20 protein-coding genes are annotated in these 24,041 nt (G+C 39.1%); 11 read left to right on the plus strand and 9 right to left on the minus strand.

Translation table 11 applies throughout. The features are described 5' to 3' along the window. Position 1: 1 nt before the first annotated feature. From F948_RS05475 to arsC, 3 genes are read right to left on the minus strand one after another with little or no spacing between them, the layout of a single operon-like run. Entirely contained in the window at positions 2-475 is a 474-nt protein-coding gene (locus tag F948_RS05475; RefSeq protein WP_004955597.1) for an arsenate reductase ArsC, read from the minus strand. A 7-nt stretch (positions 476-482) separates the two neighbouring features. Then, positions 483-803 (minus strand): metalloregulator ArsR/SmtB family transcription factor, encoded by a 321-nt coding sequence (locus tag F948_RS05480; RefSeq protein WP_004955595.1) that lies wholly within the window; start codon positions 801-803, stop codon positions 483-485. A gap of 27 nt (positions 804-830) precedes the next feature. After that, positions 831-1,265, minus strand: coding sequence for an arsenate reductase (glutaredoxin) (gene arsC / locus F948_RS05485; protein ID WP_020899787.1), 435 nt, complete (start codon positions 1,263-1,265; stop codon positions 831-833). 261 nt (positions 1,266-1,526) lie between these two features. Between arsC and F948_RS05490 the strand changes: the two genes are divergently transcribed. Continuing rightward, a complete protein-coding gene (locus F948_RS05490; protein WP_004960904.1) occupies positions 1,527-2,675 on the plus strand; it encodes an alpha/beta fold hydrolase in 1,149 nt (382 codons plus the stop codon). A gap of 74 nt (positions 2,676-2,749) precedes the next feature. Here the strand turns inward: F948_RS05490 and F948_RS05495 are convergent, their stop codons facing one another. The 4 genes from F948_RS05495 to F948_RS05510 form a co-directional block, all read right to left on the minus strand. Next, positions 2,750-4,813 carry a putative bifunctional diguanylate cyclase/phosphodiesterase gene (locus F948_RS05495; RefSeq protein WP_004960906.1) on the minus strand — a complete coding sequence of 688 codons (2,064 nt, stop codon included), beginning with the start codon at positions 4,811-4,813 and terminating at the stop codon, positions 2,750-2,752. 678 nt (positions 4,814-5,491) lie between these two features. Further along, positions 5,492-6,508 (minus strand): ketol-acid reductoisomerase, encoded by a 1,017-nt coding sequence (gene ilvC / locus F948_RS05500; RefSeq protein WP_004906565.1) that lies wholly within the window; start codon positions 6,506-6,508, stop codon positions 5,492-5,494. 103 nt (positions 6,509-6,611) lie between these two features. Further along, positions 6,612-7,103 carry an acetolactate synthase small subunit gene (gene ilvN / locus F948_RS05505; protein ID WP_004760770.1) on the minus strand — a complete coding sequence of 164 codons (492 nt, stop codon included), beginning with the start codon at positions 7,101-7,103 and terminating at the stop codon, positions 6,612-6,614. Then, positions 7,100-8,827 (minus strand): acetolactate synthase 3 large subunit, encoded by a 1,728-nt coding sequence (locus F948_RS05510; protein WP_004906563.1) that lies wholly within the window; start codon positions 8,825-8,827, stop codon positions 7,100-7,102. The genes ilvN and F948_RS05510 overlap by 4 nt, the downstream gene beginning before the upstream one ends. A gap of 507 nt (positions 8,828-9,334) precedes the next feature. Between F948_RS05510 and F948_RS05515 the strand changes: the two genes are divergently transcribed. The 9 genes from F948_RS05515 to F948_RS05555 all read left to right on the plus strand — a co-directional run bounded on the left by F948_RS05515 (position 9,335) and on the right by F948_RS05555 (position 21,846). Next, positions 9,335-9,709, plus strand: coding sequence for a DUF4124 domain-containing protein (locus tag F948_RS05515; RefSeq protein ID WP_004960909.1), 375 nt, complete (start codon positions 9,335-9,337; stop codon positions 9,707-9,709). 326 nt (positions 9,710-10,035) lie between these two features. Beyond that, a complete protein-coding gene (gene leuS / locus F948_RS05520) occupies positions 10,036-12,660 on the plus strand; it encodes a leucine--tRNA ligase (protein ID WP_004960913.1) in 2,625 nt (874 codons plus the stop codon). 158 nt (positions 12,661-12,818) lie between these two features. After that, positions 12,819-13,328: an LPS-assembly lipoprotein LptE gene (locus tag F948_RS05525; protein ID WP_004906557.1), complete on the plus strand. Its 510-nt coding sequence runs from the start codon at positions 12,819-12,821 to the stop codon at positions 13,326-13,328. A gap of 9 nt (positions 13,329-13,337) precedes the next feature. Beyond that, positions 13,338-14,333: a DNA polymerase III subunit delta gene (holA, locus tag F948_RS05530; RefSeq protein WP_004955573.1), complete on the plus strand. Its 996-nt coding sequence runs from the start codon at positions 13,338-13,340 to the stop codon at positions 14,331-14,333. Positions 14,334-14,357: 24 nt separating this feature from the next. After that, positions 14,358-15,188 carry an SIR2 family NAD-dependent protein deacylase gene (locus F948_RS05535; RefSeq protein WP_004960918.1) on the plus strand — a complete coding sequence of 277 codons (831 nt, stop codon included), beginning with the start codon at positions 14,358-14,360 and terminating at the stop codon, positions 15,186-15,188. Positions 15,189-15,297: 109 nt separating this feature from the next. Then, complete coding sequence (locus tag F948_RS05540) at positions 15,298-16,626, plus strand: efflux RND transporter periplasmic adaptor subunit (RefSeq protein WP_004960921.1); 1,329 nt, start codon at positions 15,298-15,300, stop codon at positions 16,624-16,626. Position 16,627: 1 nt separating this feature from the next. Beyond that, positions 16,628-18,619 carry a MacB family efflux pump subunit gene (locus F948_RS05545; protein ID WP_004960923.1) on the plus strand — a complete coding sequence of 664 codons (1,992 nt, stop codon included), beginning with the start codon at positions 16,628-16,630 and terminating at the stop codon, positions 18,617-18,619. Positions 18,620-18,630: 11 nt separating this feature from the next. Further along, positions 18,631-20,031, plus strand: a complete 1,401-nt coding sequence (locus F948_RS05550) for an efflux transporter outer membrane subunit (protein WP_004960925.1) — start codon at positions 18,631-18,633, stop codon at positions 20,029-20,031. A 192-nt stretch (positions 20,032-20,223) separates the two neighbouring features. Further along, positions 20,224-21,846, plus strand: coding sequence for a TIGR04141 family sporadically distributed protein (locus tag F948_RS05555; RefSeq protein ID WP_004960926.1), 1,623 nt, complete (start codon positions 20,224-20,226; stop codon positions 21,844-21,846). A gap of 92 nt (positions 21,847-21,938) precedes the next feature. Here F948_RS05555 and F948_RS05560 read toward each other — a convergent pair whose 3' ends face one another. Further along, entirely contained in the window at positions 21,939-22,742 is an 804-nt protein-coding gene (locus F948_RS05560; RefSeq protein WP_004955561.1) for an enoyl-ACP reductase FabI, read from the minus strand. A gap of 141 nt (positions 22,743-22,883) precedes the next feature. Beyond that, entirely contained in the window at positions 22,884-23,618 is a 735-nt protein-coding gene (locus tag F948_RS05565; protein ID WP_004960928.1) for a Bax inhibitor-1/YccA family protein, read from the minus strand. Between the two features lie 199 nt (positions 23,619-23,817). On the opposite strand from F948_RS05565, the gene F948_RS15970 reads away from it, so the two are divergent. Then, a partial coding sequence (locus F948_RS15970; RefSeq protein ID WP_155118014.1) for a DUF4372 domain-containing protein occupies positions 23,818-24,041 on the plus strand: 224 nt, incomplete at its 3' end.

A 24,041-nucleotide genomic window follows, 5' to 3' on the forward strand; every position in this document is an offset into this window, starting at 1 on the left:
CTCATTCAATCTCAGAAATTTTATTGATCGCAGCAATTAACTCTGGACGAGTCATACTTTCAGTATCCATTGCAAATAAAGCATCTAAACGGCGATTGATATGATCAACAGTCACTTGGAATGCTTTTAATTTTTCTTCTTTCGGCAAGTCTAAATGTGAAGGATCTGCTAAACCCCAATGTGCTTTGATCGCTCCACCTAAATAAAGAGGACAAGCTTCTTGTGCTGCAGAATCACATACGGTAATTACCACATCAGGTTGATATTGTTCACAGTCATCAATCGTTTTGCTCCACAAACCCTCAGTTGATAGATTTAAGTTTTCTAAAGTCTCGATCGTCAAAGGATGAACTTGGCCAGATGGCTTACTTCCTGCACTATATGCTTTCCAACCTGCTGGTGCACGATGATTAAATAACACCTCTGACAAAATGCTACGGCAACTATTTCCAGTACATAAAAATAGAAATTTCATATTCAAATTACTCACAATAACTTTTTAGAGATAAAGACGATAAATCCTGACTAGTTGATGATGAACCGTTGACTAAAAGAGCCAAAATATCATGGCACCATATCGGCAGTTCTGGATTGATGCTGTAATACACCCACTGACTTTGTCTTCGATCTTGTAGTAAGCCAGATGACCTTAATAAGGCTAAATGTCTCGAAATTTTTGGTTGGCTCAAGTTTAATTTTTCAGTCAAATCACAAACACATAGTTCTTTATTTTCCGCCACCAAAGTGACAATACTGAGACGTGTTTCATCAGACAAACACTTAAAGAAATTCACTCGATCCATTTCCAACCTCAAATACTGAATTAATATTTAATTAACACGCTGACCATTTTCATCAATCACCTGTTCACCATCCTCTTTGGAAAAAGCACCTTGTTGTGCAACTGGTAAAATATCCAGTACCAACTCCGATGGTCTGCATAAACGAGTACCCTGACTCGTCACAACAAAAGGACGATTAATTAAAATAGGATGTTCAAGCATGAATTCGATTAATTCATGATCTGTCCAAGTTTCACGATCCAAATCAAGTTCACGATAAGGATCAACATTCGTACGGATCGCAGCCCTTACAGACAAACCAGCATCACTAATCAATTGAATAAGTTCAGATTTTGAAGGAGGATTCAGTAAATATTCAATCACGATAGGTTCAATACCTGTATTGCGAATTAATCCGAGTGTATTTCGAGATGTCCCACATGCAGGGTTGTGATAAATCGTAATTTGTTGTTGAGTAGACATAATGAGTACAAACATTTTGAATTAATGATAATGACTTTATATATGAATATTCATATATACGCAATACCACATATTAAGCTTGATAAGCTCACTTACGTATACGCCCCAACTGCCTAAATAAGTATTTTTGAGCAATTTACGACCATGCAATATTCGAAATTGATCATTTTCAAAAATAAGTTAAGCAGATGAGTCAGTGAGCAAATGCTTTTTTTCTTCTAATATGCCGCTACACAGTTGCAACCGTAGAGTTCTTGCACGATGACTCAATTGCCTAAAGTTAAAGATACCTTTGTTAACTCTAAAACAGCCCAATCCATCTTAAAAACGCGTGCGGGTAAACAAGCTGCACAAGTTTTTTCAAATGCGGCGGATCGTTTCTTGAGAGGACATCAACTGGCATTGTCAGGAAAGACACCTTTTGAAGTCGTTTATGAACGTGAAATTATTAGTTTACGGTTTTACAAGGCAGATGTAGAAACAGGTGAAAATAAACACCGTGTCCCTCTCGTCATTATTCCCCCATTAGCAGCCAATACCTTAGTGTTCGATTTGTTTCCTGATCGTAGTCTAATTCGTTATCTTCAAAGCCAAGGTTTTGATGTGTATATGATTGACTGGGGCACACCAAGCCGTAGACAAGCCAAATACAATTTCGGCACCTATATCAAAATCTTTATGCCCGACTTTATCAACAAAATTCGTGAACATAGCGGACAACAACAACTATCATTATATGGCTGGAGCCTAGGTGGAGCGATCTCTCTTTGCTACACGTCATTATTTAAAGATAAAAATATTAAGAATTTAATGATTTTGGCATCACCGATTAATACCCATCAATCAGGTTATATTGGTAAGCTCTATCAAAAGTTAAACACACCAGCGCAATGGGTGCGAACGAATACCAATTTCCGAATCCGTCAAATTCCTAGCCGCTATTTTCATATTCACGGTTGGCAAAATACGCTCGGATTTAAGCTCACAGATCCCGTGGGTAATTTTAAAAATTATTGGCAATTACTGAAAAATTTGAATGATCGACAGTTTGTCATTAATCACGCAACTTCAAGTTCGTTTGTTGACAATATGCTCGCCTATCCTGGGGGTGTAATGCGCGATATCATTTTGCGCTTTTGGATCGATAACGAACTTTCGACTGGTGTGGTTCAATTTGGTGAGCAAACCGCTTATTTTAAAGATATCGATTGTTCAGTTTTAGCGATTGGCGGTGATACTGATATTATCGTCACAGCTGAAGCGGTCAAACCATTAATGGATTTAATCAGCAGTCAAGATAAGCAATTCGAGATTGTTTCAGTAGGACATATGGGGTTGGTTTCAGGAAGCCAAGCACCTCTACATGTTTGGCCTGTCATTACCAACTGGCTCATTCCACGCTCTGAATAAAGCAAATAAGATTGTCAAATATTGAGTCTATGCTCAATGTTTGTCAACTCATCAAATCTGCTTAACGCAGTCGTTTAAGCAAAGTTATGAGTTCGGTTTAATACTAGATTCTCAACATTCACAGGACGACCTAACAGATATCCCTGCAATTGATTGCATCCAAGATGTGTCAAAATATCCGCTTGCTCCTGCGTTTCAACCCCTTCTGCAGTCACTACCAATTCCAGTTTCGCAGCCAAGTGAATAATACTTTCTAAGATTGCTTCTTCTTTCGAATTAGGCTGTAAATCAATTAAAAAACCGCGGTCAATTTTAAGCTCATCGATTGGTAAATCTTTTAAATAAAGAAAACTCGAATAACCTGTACCAAAATCATCAATTGCAATTCGAATCCCTAACTTTCTCAATCGCTCTAAGGTACGAATACTCGATTCGATATGATGTATCGCAGTTGATTCTGTGATTTCTAAAATGAGATGTTCAGGTTGAATTTGATATTTATCTAAGAGCTTTTCTAATACACAAAACAGTTTTTTATTTTCAAATTGCAAAGCCGAAAGATTGACTGCGATCGGATAAAAAGGACTATTACTCTGTTCCCATTTTTGGATCTGTTGGCAAGCTTGCTCAAGTGCCCAATATCCCATTGGAATGATCAAACCTGTCTTCTCAGCTCCCTCTATAAACATTTGCGGAGTTAACAATCCCAAAGTTGGATGCTTCCAACGAATCAGAGCCTCTACTCCACAAATTTCATAATTGACCGTAAATTTCGGTTGATAAAATAAGATAAACTGTTGTTCATCAACAGCTTTATAAAGATCATTAATTAATTTGGATTGACTACGCACATCTTGTTGATCACTTGCAGAATGGAAAATAGTAAAGGTATTACGTCCTTGATCTTTAGATGCCAACATCGCAACATCTGCATTGATCAAAAGATCTTGAACATTCGTACCGTGCTCAGGATAAATCGCAATGCCCAAACTGGCTGAAATATTTATCTCTTTATTTGCAATTGAATAACTTTCTTGAATGGCATGTAGAACTTTCTCTGCTAACTCTATCGCCTCATTTGCATCAGTATGCTCTGAGATTAAAACAAACTCATCACCACCAATTCTAAACAGCTTTTGATTTTGGCCGAGTTTCTGATGTAATCGATTAGCCATTTGGATTAATAACTGATCACCAATATGGTGTCCAAAAGCATCATTAACAGACTTAAAGCGATCTAAATCAATATATAAAAATGCAGCTTTTTGTTCTTTTAAACGATGATGACTAAAAATTACTTCAGCATAATCTGTTAAAGATAAGCGATTTGGCAGTTTAGTTAAGGAATCATGTGAAGATTGGTTGGCTAACTCGCGATTGATTTTTGTTAATTGTTGGTTGCGCTCCTCTAGTCTCGCTTCTAAAACTGCAACGGCGAAACCAGCAACAAAGACTAAACTCGTAATAAAAATAATCGTAAATAACAGCACACTTTGGTCAGTTTGAGCAGCACTTAAGATCATCGCTACCCGTTCATCAAATAAGGTAGCAGCCATTCCAGTATAATGCATTCCCACAATACTAAATGCCATCAATAAAGCGATAGTCAGTTTCAAAACTGTACGATGGGTAGTCGCTGTCTTATATTTAAAAATAAACCAAAAACTTAATGCAGAACCCAAAATTGCAATCAAGATCGAACTAATGACCAAAAGTGGATCATAGTGTAGTTGATGATCGGTAAATGAGAGTGCAAGCATTCCCGTGTAGTGCATTCCTGAAATGCCTAAGCCCATAAACACAGCACCTAAAACCAATCGCGGTAAAGGTAATGTAGGTCGAGTTGTTAACCACACAGCAAATATAGAAGCCACTGCACCAACTAAATAAGACAATGCAGTCAAACTAAGATCAAAGTGATAACCTTCTGGCAAATGGCTAGCCAGCATTCCCACAAAATGCATTGCCCATATCGCTAATCCTAAGATTAGACCACTTGCAATCAAAATACTTTTTTCAAATTTTTTATAAGCAGGTTTGAAAACAAGTTCTTCCATCGAAACTGCTGCGTAGCAAGTTGCTATAGCAACCAGAATGGAAACGATGACCAATGTACTATCGTAATCAACGTGTACCATAAAGGACTTCCATGCTTATTCAGTACTTTTTTTTATTTTCTGAGCAAATTGCTCAAAATCCGAACGATCCTTCACACTCAAAAAAGATATAAATTTCGCATTCATAATCTTTCCTTAACAATAACATCATCTGGCATAAGTTCAAGTCTTTTTCGCTTTTAAAATCAATAGAATAAAAACACATATTCATTTCAAACCAATGAAAATTCTTGCTTTTTTACTGCAATTTTCAAACCATATTTCAGATTAAATTTGAACTAAATATTTTGATGTTAATTTTTTGATTATAAGATACTAAAAGCTGAACCGTCGTTCATTCAATTTAAAAAACAATCAACAATTATAAAAGACTCACTCACCTTTAATAAATGCTTTAAACATATATATAGTATGCCTTTTTATCATGCTGTTTGTTATAACTCTGTTATTAAAAAAGACTAAGAATATGAATTTTTTTATATTGAAAGCAAATAAGTGACTACACTCCTTATCAGGTAATTTATTTTTTATACTCCCAGTAACATCTTAAAAACTCTGCTTACTTCTATACGAGCCACGAGAATTAACTTAACGACCTAAACTGCAAGATTAGGCTATCATCACAAGATACAGCACTTAAGTGATGCAATAAAAAAGCCCTTGTATAAACAAGGGCTCTTCAAAGATTAAACTAAAAAATTAGTTTTTCTCTTTATCAACGATTTTGTTCGCTTGAATCCAAGGCATCATCGCACGTAATTTAGCACCCGTTACTTCGATACCATGTGCTGCATTTTGACGACGACGAGCAGTCATAGATGGGTAGTTCAACGCACCTTCTTGGATGAACATTTTCGCATATTCACCAGATTGGATACGTTTCAATGCATTACGCATTGCTTCACGTGACTGTTCGTTGATTACTTCAACACCAGTTACGTATTCACCGTATTCAGCATTGTTAGATACTGAATAGTTCATGTCAGCGATACCGCCTTCGAACATCAAATCAACGATCAATTTAAGCTCATGCAAGCATTCAAAGTAAGCCATTTCTGGTGCATAACCAGCTTCAACTAAAGTTTCGAAGCCCATTTTAACCAATTCAACAGCACCACCACAAAGAACTGCTTGTTCACCGAATAAATCAGTTTCAGTTTCTTCACGGAAAGAAGTTTCGATGATACCTGTACGACCACCACCTACGCCTGAAGCATAAGAAAGTGCAACGTTACGAGCATTACCAGAAGCATCTTGGTGAATCGCGATAAGATCAGGAACACCTGAACCACGTTGGAATTCTGAACGTACAGTGTGACCAGGTGCTTTTGGAGCAACCATGATTACGTCTAAATCTTTACGTGGAACAACTTGGTTATAAAGAACAGAGAAACCATGAGCAAATGCTAAAGTTGCACCTTCTTTGATGTTTGGTTCAATTACATCACGATAAAGTTGAGCTTGGAACTCATCTGGAGTCAAGATCATAACTAAGTCAGCTTGAGCAACAGCTGCTGGCACTTCAGAAACTTTAAGACCTGAATTTTCAGCTTTTTTCCAAGATGCTGAACCAGCACGTAAACCAACAGTTACGTCTACGCCAGAGTCTTTCAAGTTAAGTGCGTGAGCATGACCTTGTGAACCATAACCAATAATTGCAACTTTCTTGCCTTGGATGATTGATAAGTCACAGTCTTTATCGTAAAAAATTTGCATCTGTTTTCTCCGCTAAAATTTTTGTCATTTCCCTTGTTATACAAGGATAGATCCTTTGAAACTTCCCAATTCTTCCATTTCTATATGCAGAACTGGGGAAGCGTTAAATACTTAAAACTTTTTCACCACGTGCGATGCCTGACACACCAGAACGTACAACTTCTAAAATTGTATTCTCAGCAAGTGCATCAATAAAACCATCGATCTTGTCAGTCGTGCCAGCAATTTGAATCGTATAAGTCGTCGGTGTCACATCAACGATTTGAGCACGGAAAATATCAGCTGTACGCTTAATTTCCGCACGAGCTGCACCTAAAGCTTTCACTTTAATCAACATAAGCTCGCGCTCAATATGTGCGCCTTCTGACAAATCAACTACCTTAACCACTTCAACTAATTTATTCAGTTGTTTTGTGATCTGCTCGATTTTGTGATCATCACCATAAGTTGTCAGCGTCAAACGAGATAAAGTTTCATCTTCAGTTGGAGCAACGTTTAAAGTCTCAATGTTGTAACCACGTTGAGAGAATAAGCCGACCAAACGAGAAAGCGCGCCTGCTTCATTTTCTACAAGTACAGAGATAATGTGTCTCATGCCGTGCGCTCCCCTTTACCTAACCACATATCTTTCATCGACTGGCCTGCAATAAGCATTGGATACACATGCTCAGTACGGTCAACCATGACATTAATGAACACGCATTTATCATTAATCGCCATTGCTTCTGCAAGCTTAGATTCAAGCTCATCTGCGTGGTCAATTTGAATACCAACGTGACCGTAAGCTTCCATTAACTTGGCAAAGTCAGGTAATGAGTCAACATATGAACTTGAATGACGTCCTTCGTAGTTCATATCTTGCCATTGTTTAACCATGCCTAGAGCTTGGTTATTTAAGCAAAGAATTTTCACATTTAAGCCATACTGCTTACATGTTGATAACTCTTGGATACACATCTGAATCGATGCTTCACCAGTAATACAAACCACTTGCTGATCTGGGAAAGCAAGTTTAGCTGCCATCGCATATGGTAAACCAACACCCATGGTACCTAGACCACCAGAGTTGATCCATTGACGTGGACGCTTATATGTATAATACAAAGCACCAAACATTTGATGTTGACCCACGTCAGACGTGATAATCGCTTCACCATTTGTAACTTTGCACAAAGCTTTAACCACTTGCTGTGGTTTCATTGAACCATCAGTTGGTGTTTCATATTTCAAACCGTGGACTTTGCGCCACTCATTGATTTGTGACCACCATTCAGCAATAGCTTCTGGGTTTGGCTTTGACACATTCATTTGTTTCAACTGAGCCAACATTTCTTGAAGGACAGGCTCAACAGCACCCACAATCGGGATATGCGCCATAATCGTCTTCGAAATTGTTGCTGGGTCAATATCAATATGAATGACTTTCGCATTTTGACAGAACTTAGCTGGGTTATTGGTTACACGGTCATCAAAACGCGCACCAATTGCCAAAATGACATCTGCATTGTGCATCGTCATATTCGCTTCATAAGTTCCATGCATACCCAACATACCCACAAATTGTGGATCATCGCCAGGGAAAGCACCTAAACCCATTAAAGTATTTGTTACAGGGTAGCCAAGTAAATGCGCAAGTTCTGTTAATAATTCAGAAGCATTACCTTGAACAACACCACCACCAGTATAAATAACTGGGCGTTTAGCAGTAATTAATTCATCAATTGCTTTACGAATCTGACCCGAATGTCCACGTGAAGGCGGTTGATAAGAACGCATTTTCACTTTTTCTGGATATTCGTAAGCAAATTTCTCTGCTGGGTTGGTCGCATCTTTAGGAATATCAACTACTACTGGACCTGGACGACCAGATGAAGCGATATAGAATGCTTTTTTGATAATTGCTGGAATTTCACTAGCATGACGCACTTGGAAACTATGTTTTACGATTGGACGAGAAATACCAACCATATCTGTTTCTTGGAATGCATCTTCTCCAATTAAATGAGTCGCAACTTGCCCAGACAAAATCACCATTGGGATTGAGTCCATATATGCCGTTGCAATTGGAGTAACTGTGTTTGTTGCACCAGGTCCTGAAGTGACGAGCACTACACCTGTTTTACCCGTTACGCGTGAGTATGCATCTGCCATATGACCAGCAGCTTGCTCATGACGTACAAGGTAATGATTAATTTTGTCTTGTTGAAATAGCGCGTCATAGATATGTAAAACTGCGCCGCCTGGATAACCAAAAACATGCTCTACGCCTTCGTCCGCAAGCGCACGAACGAGCATTTCACCACCAGATAAAAGTTCCAACGTGATTCACCCTAGTGTTTGCACAATTTATGGGAGACATAAACTGTGTTTCATTCATTAACTTTATGCACTTTTTGTAAGTGTGCGTATTCTACTCGTTTTTGCTGCAATAGGAAAAATTTTCTGACTCATCAGCCGTATAAGCTGTTATTACATCTCGAATCAAAATATGTTGGGATAAACATATTTCAAAAAATCATTCTCTCGGCTAGAAAGAATGTCCATTGCAAGCCATGACATTTATCCGAAGGGTGATCAAATAAACGCATATAAAACTAAAGCATGCATTTTTGTTGCTTTCATATACAAAGTCAATAACAAAGAAAAGGTTTTTTAAGAATATTTTTTAGCTGTTGCTTTTTTAAGCACTATTCACGCATTTTTTGAATGCAGCACCACCCCATTTATCAAATAACTATTTTCTTTTTCAGTAAAAATAGGCATTGTTATTCACGCATAAAAGCACTTTGATCGAATGTAGACAAAATTCTCTTGGGGAGATCAAATATGACATCAAATCATTTAAAAACAAGCTTATATACTTTAGCAGCGACAGTTATGCTTCTAAGTTCTAGTCAAAACCATGCACAGCAATATTACAAATGGGTCGACGCTAGTGGCTCTACTCATTACACAGCTACTCCACCTCCTAAAGGTGCAAAACGTTTAGATAAAGTCACAACTTATGGTAGCCATAACTACAGTTCCAGCAATGCAACTAGTACAACGACACAACCTACTCAAATGCCACAAAGCGATATAAATCAACAAAACAATTCATCAACTACGAATATGCCTACCGATAATTCTAAGCCTGTTCCAACAGTAGAAGCACCAAGTGTATCTTCGAATTCAGGTGTAAAAGTTCAGCCAAAACTTTAAAAAATAAAATTCGATTAAGGTGATGAAATAAGACATCACCTTAATTCGTCTATAAAACGACTAATCTTATTTCCCTATGAAAAACATCTTTCATCTATTCATAGTAATATTTAGCTCACCAAACGAAAAAGTGAAGTAGCTGATCAACAGAACACGGAGAAATTAACCAACTCAAGAACATCAAATCGATAAAAGCACTGAAATAGAACCACTGATACTCAATATCCAGAAGATAAAATCTTGCTCTAAAAACTGACATTCGCCCCTATTTTGCGCTATGCTGTGCGGCAATCTTAACTTTAATTTTTGTTGTATCGCATATCCCTATGACGACTTCTCACATTGACTCCGAATATCAAGCAAGTGCCATTGAGCCTCAAGTTCAACAAGACTGGGACAATCGCAAAGTTTTTAAAGTTGCAGACACTGTAGAGGGCAAACATCGCTATATCCTGTCGATGTTCCCTTATCCAAGTGGCAAGCTGCATATGGGGCATGTGCGTAACTACACCATTGGTGACGTGATCAGCCGTTTTTACCGTCTAAAAGGCGAAACGGTATTACAACCAATGGGTTGGGATGCGTTTGGTTTACCTGCTGAAAATGCAGCGATCGCTCATCAAGTTGCACCAGCAAAATGGACATTTGAAAATATCGCATATATGCGTGACCAATTAAAAAAATTGGGTTTGTCTGTGGACTGGGATCGTGAATTTGCAACCTGTACACCAGAATACTATCACTGGGAACAATGGTTATTTGTTCAGCTTTATAAAAAAGGTTTGATTTATCGTAAGCTCTCAACAGTAAACTGGGACCCAGTTGACCAAACTGTTTTAGCAAACGAACAAGTTGAAAATGGTCGTGGCTGGCGTTCTGGTGCATTGGTAGAAAAACGCGATATTCCAATGTATTACTTCCGCATCACAGACTATGCACAAGAATTATTAGATGATTTAGACACCTTGCAAGATGGTTGGCCACAACAAGTGTTGACCATGCAACGCAATTGGATCGGCCGCTCTACGGGTATGGAAATCACTTTCCCTTCTGCAAATACAGAAATTTATGCAGATGGCTTAACCGTTTACACAACACGTGCTGATACCTTAATGGGTGTGACTTATGTTGCTGTTGCAGCAGAGCACCCTCTTGCGCTTAGAGCAGCGGAAAACAATCCTGAATTGGCTGCATTTATCGAAGAATGTCGTATGGGATCAGTGGCTGAAGCTGATTTAGCGACTGCCGAAAAGAAAGGCATGGCAACAGGTTTGTTCGTAAAACATCCTGTAACTGGTGATGAACTTCCTGTTTGGATCGCAAACTACGTATTAATGTCATACGGTTCAGGTGCCGTGATGGCTGTGCCAGCACATGACGAACGTGATTTTGAATTTGCCAACAAGTTTAATTTGCCAATCAAACAAGTGATCGATGCCAAAGGTGCTGATGATGCAGACTACTCTGCAACTGAATGGCAAGAATGGTATGGCTCTAAAGAAGGTAAACTCGTAAATTCAGGTGAGTTCGACGGTTTAGATTTCCAAGCCGCGTTTGATGCTTTCCTTGCAAAATTAGAACCACAGAATTTAGCAAATGCTAAGGTTCAATTCCGTTTACGTGACTGGGGGGTATCTCGTCAACGTTACTGGGGTTGTCCAATTCCAATGATTAACTGTAACACTTGTGGTCAAGTCCCAGTGCCAGAAGATCAATTGCCAGTGGTATTACCAACTGATGTGGTTCCAGATGGTTCTGGTAACCCATTAAATAAAATGCCTGAATTCTATGAAACCAAATGTCCTTGCTGTGGTGGCGATGCACGCCGTGAAACAGATACCTTGGATACTTTCGTAGAATCATCTTGGTACTATGCGCGCTATGCATCTCCTGACTTTACAGGTGGTATGGTAAAACCAGAAGCTGCTCAAAACTGGCTTCCTGTAAACCAATACATCGGTGGTGTTGAGCATGCAATTCTGCATTTACTTTATGCACGATTCTTCCACAAATTAATGCGTGATGAAGGTGTAGTACAAGGTAACGAACCATTTACCAACTTGCTTACTCAGGGCATGGTGTTAGCTGATACCTTCTATCGTGAAGCTGAAAATGGTAAGAAGACTTGGTTTAATCCTGCTGACATCGAATTAGAACGTGATGAGAAAGGTCGTATTCTTTCTGCGAAATACTCAGGTGATGGTCAAGAAGTTATCATCGGCGGACAAGAGAAAATGTCTAAGTCGAAAAACAACGGGATCGACCCACAAGCAATTATTGATCAGTACGGTGCAGATACAGCACGTGTATTCATGATGTTTGCTGCACCACCAGATCAATCTTTAGAATGGTCAGATGCAGGTGTCGAAGGTGCGAACCGCTTCTTAAAACGCGTATGGCGTTTAGCTGCTGGTTTCTTGGAAACAGGCAACCAAACAACGACGATTGATACTGCGAACTTGTCTAAAGATGCACAAGATTTACGTCGCAAAACGCATGAAACCATCCAAAAAGTGGGTGATGACATCGAGCGTCGCCATGCATTCAATACTGCGATTGCAGCATTGATGGAGTTGCTGAATGCAACTAACAAGTTTGAAGCAAAAGATGATAATGATGCTGCTGTAGCACGCGAAGCAATTACTACATTGTTAACCTTGCTTGCTCCATTTGCACCACATCTCAGTCAAACTTTATTGACTCAGTTTGGTATCGACTTAACAGCTGCTGCCTTCCCGCAAGTGGATGAATCAGCATTAACACGTAATACACAAACGATTGTTGTACAAGTGAATGGTAAGCTCCGTGGTAAGTTAGATGTCGCTGTCGATATTTCAAAAGATGATTTATTGGCTTTAGCAAAAGCTTTACCAGAAGTTCAACAATTCTTAACTGGACCGACCAAGAAAGAAATTGTTGTACCAAATAAACTTGTGAATTTAGTGGTTTAATTTTCTGTTTAAACTCCCTCTCCTAGTGAGAGAGTGAACTTTATCGAAACAAAACCTCATCAAAGCCCGCTGTCATTCAACGGGCTTTGATTCTAAAATGTGGTCAAATTATCAAGATTAAATCTTCCATATTTGCTGGAAGATTATAAGGACAAAGCATGCATATAGCTCAACGTTTCGCTGCGATTGTTTTAACATTAGGCCTAAGTGCAGGCTTAGCCAGTTGCGGTTTCCATTTGAAAGGAAGTAATCCAACGGCAACGCCTTTGGTATATAACAAATTAAATCTTGTTTTACCTGACAATACCGATGAGCTTGAAAATCGTCTGAGCATTTACTTGAGTGCAACAGGTGTACAACTGAGTAATGCGAATGATGCTTATGTACTGCGCATTTTAGACTACACGCCTCGCCGTCAATTATTGAATGGAAAATTAACTGAGGTCTTGCTTCGTCTAACAGTGACTTTCCAAATTGAAGATCGTCAAGGCAATAAAATTACTGAACCTCGCACATTAACTGCATCACGTAGTTATCAATATGATGTCGCAACGGTCAATACAGACAATCAACAAGAAGCTTATTTAAATAAGATTGTAATTGATGATGTGGCTCAACAGATTACACGTCAAATTGCAGCAAATCGTTTACCGAAAGCACAGTCGTAATCGCAGTTTATGAAATTAGATTATGTTCAAGCTTTAAAACGTGTAAATGAAGCCCGTGGTGCATGGATCATCCATGGGCAAGAGCCTTTGCTAGAACAAAATCTACTCGATACATTTCGTAAAGCGTGGCAACAACAAGAAGTTGAACGTCAACGCTATGATATTAGCAGTGTGAATGACTGGAAAAATGTCTTTAATGCATTGAATAGCCTGTCATTATTTTCTCAACAACTCGCAATTGAAGTCCATGGCAACATCAAACCTGATGCCAATGGGCTAAAACAGCTCAAAAGTTATATTCAGCACAATGAACATAACTTATTGCTTATCGTATTACCGAAACAAGATAGCAGTAGTTTAAAGTCCGCTTTCTTTCAGGTGGTTGAAGCAAATGGTGTTGTAGTTCCCTTAACGGCAACCTATCCGCAAGACCGACAAAGAATATTAAGTATTGAAGCCGACAAGCTCGGAATCCAATTGAATAATGATGCATGGCAATGGCTGATGCAGCATCATGAACATAACCTACTGGCAGCCAAAAACAGTTTGATGCGTGTTGCAGATACCTTTCCCGATATCAAACAAATCCAGATTGAACAACTCTATGCGTGTTTACAAGATCAATCACGCTATACCACCTATGATTTAAGTGATGCATTATTAACAGGAAATTTAGCTCAATCCGTTAAAATCTATCAGTATCTTCTTGCTGCTGGCGAACCAGATAGTTTGATCTTATGGACACTCAGCAAAGAAATGCGTCTACTTATGCAACTTTTTGAGCAGCCACAGAATGCATTGCAATTAGGGATTTGGAAAACTAAAGTTTCGCTTTATCAGCAAGCATTACGCCGCTTAAACCCTCGTCAGTTTTTAAAATGGCCTGAACTTTTATTAGCAATAGATGCTGCAATTAAAGGAATGTCTAAAGAAAACTCAGAACATCTGATGCTTCAAGCAATCAGTGAACTGTGTGGTACAACTTTATTTCCAAGCTTTTCTTAAAAATAAATAAAAAAGGATGACTTTATGTCATTGGATTTAACCACAATCCAGAAAGAACAAATCAAAGATATACTTTCGCGTGCTGATGCTCTCATTATCAGCGCAGGTGCTGGCATGGGTGTTGACTCTGGGCTACCTGATTTTCGTGGTAATCACGGTATGTGGCAAGCCTATCCTGAACTAGGCAAACAACGAATTGATTTTACAGAAATCGCCAATCCAGCCGCTTTTCATCGCCATCCACGTTTAGCTTGGGGCTTTTACGGACATCGTTTAGCACTCTATCGTAAGACTCAACCCCATATAGGTTTTGAATTACTCAATCAATTGGCAGAGAAATTAGCACTACCTTATTTTATATTTACTTCTAACGTCGACGGGCAATTTCAAAAGGCAGGCTTTAGTCCAAAGCAGATTTATGAATGTCATGGTTCAATTCATCATTTGCAATGCTTAGCTAGTTGTACTTCAGAAATTTGGTCAGCAGATGACATCTCGCCTGAAATCGACCATCTGAACTGCCAATGGTTAGATGACCTTCCTCACTGCAAACATTGTGGCGGTTTGGCACGTCCTAATATCTTAATGTTTGATGACTACGAGTGGATTGCTCAGCGACAAACACAGCAACGAAATCTTTTAGAATCCTTTATAAATCAATATAAACAACCACTTGTTATAGAGATTGGTGCAGGTACAGCTATTCCAACAGTACGCTATTTCAGTGAACGATTTGCGCCCTCTCTGATTCGTATTAATCCTCGTGATTATGCTTTACCCAAAACAGGTGGAATCGCTCTTGCCATGAGTGCTACACATGGTATTCAAATAATATATGACATTTCCACGACATAGCATCACAGCCAAATAGTAAATAATTCTCATTCTAAATTAAAAATATCCACGCTTTATCCTTATTTCACTTTTATACTAAGTTTATTTTCTTCATTTTGACCTCGTGACCATGCCAAAAACAAGCTCTAAAAAAATTCAACCTCGCAAAATAATATTGATCGCTCTCGGTGTATTGATCATAGCAGCACTAGGTTGGATGTTCTTTAAACCTAAAGCTGAAGTTCCACAATATATTAGTGCTGAAGTTTCGCGTGGTGATATTGAAGATTCTGTTTTAGCCACAGGTGTATTGGAAGCCACCAAAATGGTGAGTGTCGGTGCACAGGTTTCAGGTCAAGTGAAAAAAATGTACGTGCAATTGGGTGATCAAGTTAAACAAGGTCAGTTGATTGCTCAGATTGATTCGATTCGTCAAGAAAATGATTTAAAAACGGCTGAAGCAAGTATTAAAAATCAACAAGCCCAGCTTGCCGTTCAACAAGCAAATTTGGCAAAAGTTGAAGCTGAATACAAACGCCAACAAGCGATGTATAGCCAAGATGCAACATCACGTGCAGAGCTTGAAACAGCACTAGCAAATTACAAAACAGCTCAGGCACAAATAGCTGCGATTAATGCTCAAATTGAACAATCTCGCTTAACTCTGGCAACAGCGAAAGAAGACCTCGGATATACCCGTATTGTTGCACCTATGAATGGAACTATCGTGGCAATCGTGACTGAAGAAGGTCAAACGGTAAATGCGAATCAAACGGCTCCAACCATTGTAAAACTTGCAACTCTCGACACGATGACCATTAAAGCTCAGATTTCAGAAGCAGATGTGATGAAAGTTGAGAAAGGTCAAACCGTTTATTTCACCACCTTAGGAAATAGCGAGAAAAAACATTATGCGACTTTGCGTCAAGTAGAGCCCGCTCCAGATTCAATCAATACTGAAACTACGAGCACGAACTCTTCTTCATCAAGCTCTGCGGTCTATTACAACGCACTTTTTGACATACCTAATGAAGATGGCAAACTGCGCATTGATATGACTGCTCAAGTCTATATTGTGTTAGCAGAAGCAAAAAATACATTAACAATCCCAGCAGCTGCGATTCAAGCAAAACGATCTAATACAAAAAATACTGCTAAAACCTCAACCGATAAAACCGAGGGTAATACCAATAAAGAAGTTCAGCGTCCAAAACGTTTGGAGTTAACAGCTGAAGAACAGAATCTAATTGCTCAAGGAAAAGCATCAACAGGAATGGTTCGTGTTTTACAGGCTGATGGTAGCGCTCAACCACAGCAAGTGTTGATCGGACTCAATAACCGTGTAACGGCGCAAGTATTGAAAGGACTCAAACAAGGTGACCAAGTTGTGATTGCAGATGCTTCCGACAACTCAAATGAAGCAGCAAAACGCAGTAACCAACGTGCAATGAGAATGTAATATGACTCAAAATCAAACGCATTCGTCACAGCCGCTACTTGAAGTCAGCAACCTGACTCGGGAATTCCCTGCAGGTGAAGGTACAGTCCAAATCCTCAAAGGCATTGATTTAAAAATTTATGCGGGTGAATTGGTTGCCATTGTTGGGCAATCTGGATCAGGTAAATCCACACTCATGAATATTTTAGGGTGCTTAGACAAACCTAGTTCAGGCAGTTATTTGGTCAACGGACGTGAAACACGTCAACTTGAACCTGATGAACTTGCCCAATTACGCCGAGAATATTTTGGTTTTATTTTCCAGCGTTATCACTTACTCGGTGATTTGAGTGCATCTGGTAACGTTGAAGTCCCTGCAATTTATGCAGGTGTCGATAGTCATCTTCGTCAGGAACGTTCGGCTGAATTGCTCTCTGAACTTGGCTTAGAGGAGCGTCTACATCATCGTCCAAGTCAACTTTCAGGTGGTCAACAGCAACGCGTTTCGATCGCACGTGCATTAATGAACGGCGGTGACGTGATTCTTGCCGATGAGCCAACAGGAGCATTGGATAAGAATAGCGGTATTGAAGTCATGCGTATTTTGCGTGAACTCAATGCTAAAGGTCATACCATCATCTTAGTTACACATGATCTCAATGTAGCAAAAAACGCGACCCGTATTATTGAAATCAGTGATGGCAATATTATTTCAGATCGCGCTAATACACCTGAAAATGATGATCCTGATGTAGAACGTCAGACACTACAACGCTCACCGCAAAAGAAAACCTCAGCTTGGCGATCTTTCTTTGATCGCTTAGGTGAAGCGTTCCGTATGGCATTGCTAGCGATGAATGCCCATCGAATGCGTACCTTTTTGACCATGCTCGGGATTATTATCGGAATTGCATCTGTAGTTTCAGTGGTTGCATTGGGTAATGGGTCTCAGAAGCAAATTCTTGAAAATATTAGTAGTCTCGGTACGAATACCATTACTGTGTACCAAGGACGAGGATTTGGTGACAACTCACGAGCCTCACAAACCAAAACACTTGTACCTGCGGACGCAGATGCACTTTCAGAACAACCTTATGTTGATGGAGTCAGTCCTTCTGTTAATACAAGTGTGACCTTACGTTTTAAAGAAACTGAAGCATCTGCAACCGTCAATGGTGTAAGTTCGGATTTCTTCTATGTGCGCGGTATGACTTTTAAATCGGGACAACCTTTTGATAAAGGTAGTGTGACCCAACGCGCACAGGATGTGGTCATTGATACGAATACCGAGAAAACCTTTTTCTCAGATGGTACTAATCCAGTTGGTCAAGTGATTTTATTGGGCAGTGTACCGAGTCGAGTGATTGGTGTCATAGATGCGCAACAAGGTTTCATGGGTAGTTCCGACAGCTTGAATGTATATCTTCCCTATTCAACGGTAATGAGCCGAATGCTTGGACAATCGAACGTTCGCAGCATCATCGTGCGAATCAAGGATGAATACCCAAGTAGTGCTGCTGAAAATGCAATCCTGACCTTACTTGAACAACGTCATGGTGCTCAAGATGTGTTTACCCAAAACTCCGATAGTATTCGTGAAACGATCGAGCAAACCACAGCGACAATGACGTTGTTAATTTCAGCAATTGCTGTCATTTCACTGGTCGTGGGTGGTATTGGGGTCATGAATATTATGTTGGTTTCAGTCACCGAACGTACCCAAGAAATTGGTGTCCGAATGGCGGTGGGTGCTCGACAAAGTGATATTTTGCAGCAGTTCTTGATCGAAGCGATTTTGGTCTGCTTACTGGGGGGCGTGCTAGGTGTATTGCTTTCACTTGGGATTGGACAAATTATCGGACACTTTGCCAAAGGCATTATTGAGATGAGCTATTCAACGACATCTATTGTTGCAGCATTTGTATGTTCTAGTCTGATTGGTATCGTTTTTGGTTTCTTACCAGCACGAAATGCGGCGCAACTCGATCCAGTTGCAGCACTAGCAAGAGAATAAGGAATTTGAGTATGTCTTTTCATTTTAAAAAATTAGGATTAGCACTGGCACTCACAGGTTCTTTAGCTGGCTGTTCTGCTGTTGTTAAAACACCATACAACTCGCCATCGGTACAGGTTCCTCAACAGTTCCAATATGATGTGCAAAAGAACAAAAATGTAAATCTGAGCGATCAATGGTGGACACTCTTTAATGATGCTCAGCTCAATCAGTTGGTTGAACAAGTTCTCGCTAAAAACAGTGATCTTATAGTTGCTGGTATCACACTGAAACAAGCTCGCTTACAAGCTGGCTTAGCTGAAAACCAACAAGGCATCCGTACCAGTTCAAGTGTGTCAACAGGTCATAACTATGATCTAAGCTCAGGAAATGGTACTGATCGTGGTTTATCGACCAGTGTGGGTGTCAGTTATGAGTTAGATTTATTTGGTAAACTTGCCAATCAAACAGAAGCGAGTCGTTGGGAAGTTCTTGCAAGTGCACAAGACTTACAAGCAACCGCGCAAAGTTTAGTTGCCACCACAGCCAAACTATATTGGCAATTGGGTTATTTAAATGAGCGATATAACACCATCCAACAGAATTTAGCTTCTACACAGAAAATTTATGAATTAGTGCAATCACAATACAAAGCAGGTGCGGTTTCAGGTTTAGATTTAACTCAAGCAGAACAATCGGTTCAAAGCCAAAAAGCCAGTTTGAGTCAGATTGAACAACAACGTGTAGAAACACGTACAGCCATTGCAGTATTGCTACATATGCCTGTACAGCAACTGAATATTCAAGAACCGAAACAGCTCCCAAGAAATGCTCTGCCGAATATCGCTGTGGGGCTACCTGCGGATATTTTGTCGCGTCGCCCAGATTTACAAGCTTCAGAATTACGTCTACGTAAAACACTATCGAATAAGGATGCAACCAAAGCCAGTTACTACCCTTCGATTAATCTCACAGGTAATTTAGGTGCTTCGAGTACATCACTGACACAACTTTTGAAAAATCCTGCACTCACTTTAGGTGCGAGTTTAAGCCTACCCTTTCTTCAATATAATGATATGAAGAAAGATATTGCGATTAGTGATCTTGAATATGAGAAAGCGATTACTCAATATCGCCAAACGCTATACCAAGCTTTCGCTGATGTAGAAAATGCCTTGTCGAATCGAACTCAACTGAATCAGCAAGTACAACTGCAACAACGCAATGTCGAGTTAGCTAATAAAACTGAGCGACTTACCGAAGTGCGTTATCGCAATGGTGCAATTGCCTTAAAGAACTTACTAGATGCGCAAGAAACTACACGTAATGCACGACTCAGCTTAGTTGAAACCAAGCAAAGTCAATACAATGCTTATGTGACGCTAATGCAAGCACTTGGCGGAAGCCCTGTGAAAGAACTACCTGAGCAATAACACACGATTTGTTATTGTTTACTCACTTACAGTTCTTAGCTCATTTTGAATGGGCTGAGAATTTTTGATTTTATTTTCATCAAATCTATGCATTGACGCAAATATTACTGTTTTATATGCTGATCAAAATAAGATAAAAATCCAATTATTTATACAACACTTCCATTTTCTTCATCCACCATAGGGGGAAATATGCCAGATAAAAAACCGTATAGGAAACTAAATACCTTACTGGCAAAAGCGGAATATGGGATGAGTAATTTCAAAGAATTCCTATGCTCTGATGCAGATGTCTTACAGTTAAAGATTCTAGAGCAACATAACTTTGAAGGTGCACTGTATATAAAAAAAACTAAAGAAAAACGACCACAATGGGCACTCTTGGCAGATGCACTCGTCGGTAAAGAAATAGACCAAATTTCTAATAAGTCTAGTTCTGCCGTTCTAATCATTAGAGTTGATGGTAGAGTTCTCGCATTTACCTTTGGATATGGTCGCTTTCTACTTAATCTAGGATATTTCGAACAAGATTTTGGACTAAAAACAGCATTGAATACGCTTAATCATAAGAGCTTACGAAGTGTTGACCTTCATACTCTTGAAGATCAACCAATTCAAAAGAAGTCCCAAGCACCACGAGGGTCAGAAGCAAGCGTGTTTGGCATTGACATATTTCGGGATGTTCTTCGTTCTGTCACAGGTTCTCCTAGAATAAATGTAGGGTACAAGAACATTTCTGGTGGTGATGCTATTTATTCCTTTGACGTAGAGATGTTAGTCGAAGACATTCCTCAAATTGCAGCAGACCTTCTTGGATATTACGAGCTAGAACTTTATAAAAACTCATTCGGTTGGGTCGATAATATCAGGCGTGTCAAAGATTCAGCATCAATTTCAACTTTAAATGCCTCACTAATTGAAGCGATAAAAACTCAAGATACAGCTATAGTTATTACTTTACCTGAGATTATTGAATGGGATTCGGTGCTTGGTTTCAGTTTCACTAGGTCTAAGAGTGAACTATCTCCAACAATTGACACCAATAAGTATCTTGATAATATTAATCTCGATTCCGTTTCTGTCGAGTCTCTTTACAGAGACCGTCTCTACGTCACAGATATACACAATAATGAATTTAATTATTCAATATACAACTGCCTATACTTCGAGCTAGATAGTGGTAACACAAAAAATATAATTTTCGGCGGAAATTGGTACGAAATAGATAAATCTTTCATGAGTGGTATTGATACTGTATTAGCCTCGATAGGTATCAGTGATATTGTATTTCCTGGCGTTGAAGTTTGGGAGGAAAATAAAGAGAGTAAAATCGAGACTGAAGGCTCTTACAACGAGCGAGTGGCTAATCAATTAGGCTATCATTTATTGGATAAAAAGCTGGTAAAATGTTCTAAGACTACGTCACCTATCGAACTATGCGATCTTTTAACGAACGATAAGCAACTGATACATGTTAAGCACCGAAAAGGCGGTTCTGCTGGTTTAAGTCATTTATTCGCGCAAGGTAGCGTATCAGCAGAAGTCATGCTTGGTGATAAAGCTTTCAGGAAACAAGCGCGGAAGGTATTACGTGGTATTGCTCCTGATTCAACTGAACTCGTTCCAATAGATGGCTTAAAAAGTACAGATTATGAAATTGTATTTTTGATTCTTGGTGATGATAGTGTCAACATCAAACAGCACCTTCCTTTTTTTAGTAAAGTTAATTTAACTCTAGTATTCGACAATCTTTCACAGAGAGGCTATAAAGTCAAAATTGCTGGAGCTGAGAAAATTCGACGCAATATTATCTAACTGTAATATAATGATTTTTAAAAACCCACTACTTTATAAAAAAACAAAGCCGCTATAAAAGCGGCTTTATTCAATAATTTAGATTAATCTAATTATTCATCATCCATCATTGACTGGCTCATACCTACAGTATTGAAACCACCATCAACATAAAGGATTTCACCCGTAATACCTGAAGCCCACGGTGAACAAAGGAATAATGCTGCATTCCCCACTTCTTCAATGGTTACATTACGTTGTAATGGAGCAATTTTTTCATTGGCATCCAACATTTTACGGAATGATTTGATACCAGATGCAGCCAATGTACGGATTGGACCCGCAGAGATCGCATTCACACGAATCCCCTCTTTACCCAAGCTTAGCGCTAAATAACGAACACCCGCTTCTAAAGATGCTTTAGCCATCCCCATCACGTTATAGTTTGGCATCACACGCTCAGAACCTTGATAAGTCAAAGTCAATAAACAACCCTGACGTGCTTGTAATAAAGGCTTTGCAGCACGTGCCATCGCAACAAAGCTATACGCGCTAATGTCATGTGCGATTTTGAAACCATCACGATCTGTCACGTCTGTGAAGTCACCATCTAATGTATGTGCTGGTGCGAAACCGATTGAATGCACAACACCATCTAAACCGTCCCAATGTTTTGCTAACTCAGCAAATGCACCATCAATTTCTGCATCAACAGCTACATCACAAGGGAAAACTAAGCTCGAACCAAACTGTGCTGCAAAATCATCAACACGTTTTTTCAACTTTTCATTTGGATAAGTAAACGCAAGCTCCGCACCTTCACGATGTAATGCAGCAGCGATACCGTATGCAATTGATAATTTGCTTGCAATACCAGCGATTAAAAAACGTTTACCAGCTAAAAGTCCTTGTGACATCTTATTCTCACTCGAAAAATTTTCACCACATCATGCCAACATTCCTTATTTTTCGGAATTGCATAATCCATCTTTTTTACAAACTTGCATAAAAAAATCGCCCTCAGATGAAGGCGATTTTCTTTTTAAGATAATAATTCGTTAGTCATCACCTTGGATCAGACTCAACAAACGCATAAATGAGTAATACATCCATACCAAAGTTGCTAACAGTGCAATTGCACATAACCATTCAAATGCTTTCGGAGCACGTTGTGCTGAGGCACTTTCAATTAAATCAAAATCTAAAATTAAGTTCAGTGAGGCAATTACCGCAACAAAAGCTGCAAAACCGATACCTAACCAGTTACTTTCAAAGATATAAGGAATACTTGAACTAAATGCCAAACTCATGATGATCTGAACGACAAATACCAAAGCTATTGCAATAGATGCTGAGATCACCACTGCTTTGAATTTCTCAGTTGCACGAATGATTTGGAATTTATATAAACCAAATAGAACTAATGTGGTCACAAATGTTGCAAGTAAAGCTTGTAACGGAACACCTGGAAATTTCAGTTGGAAAATAAAAGAAATACCACCTAAAAATGCACCTTCAAATAAAGCATAAGGAATTGCTAAAGCAGGTGCTGTATTGGATTTAAATGTTGTAATCAAAGCTAGAACAAAACTGCCAATTGCCCCGACGATTGCCGCTGCATATGCAATCGAAAGATTTGCTGTGAATGCACAATAGAAAAATAGAGCCATTCCGAGAACCGCTGCGATCACAGTCAAAAGAACCGATTTTTGAATCGCTCCTTGAATGGTCATGGGCTCAGCCAAGTCACTATAGGTTTCAACACGAGTTAAAATTGGATTATTACTTTGCATGTATACGCTCTTTTTATAGTTAGCAATAAAAGCACAAGTTTAAGCGATTTCTTTATTCTGCCCAATATTTTTTTACATTCATTAAAAAAAGGAGCCGAAGCCACTACTGTCCCATAGTTTGCTTTAAATAAAAAAACCTGAGTCTAAATAGTTAAAATATGAGTGCAAACAAACACTTTAACTATAAAGGACTCAGGTTTTGTCACATCAGAATACCGTATTTCATCAATTACTCAAACCCATTCTAAGACAAGATTTTGAACGTCTGGCTAAACTGCACCACTCTGGGCAAAAATTAAGATCAGCTACCCGCTGGGATCAGTTTGTTGCCATATTGATGTCCCAACTTTCTTGTCGGCAAAGCTTAAGAGACATTCAATCCAATCTCGAATCCCAGCAGGAAAAGCTCTATCATCTTGGCGC

Origin of the sequence: Acinetobacter junii CIP 64.5 (genome assembly GCF_000368765.1) — a bacterium.
GTDB lineage: Bacteria > Pseudomonadota > Gammaproteobacteria > Pseudomonadales > Moraxellaceae > Acinetobacter > Acinetobacter junii.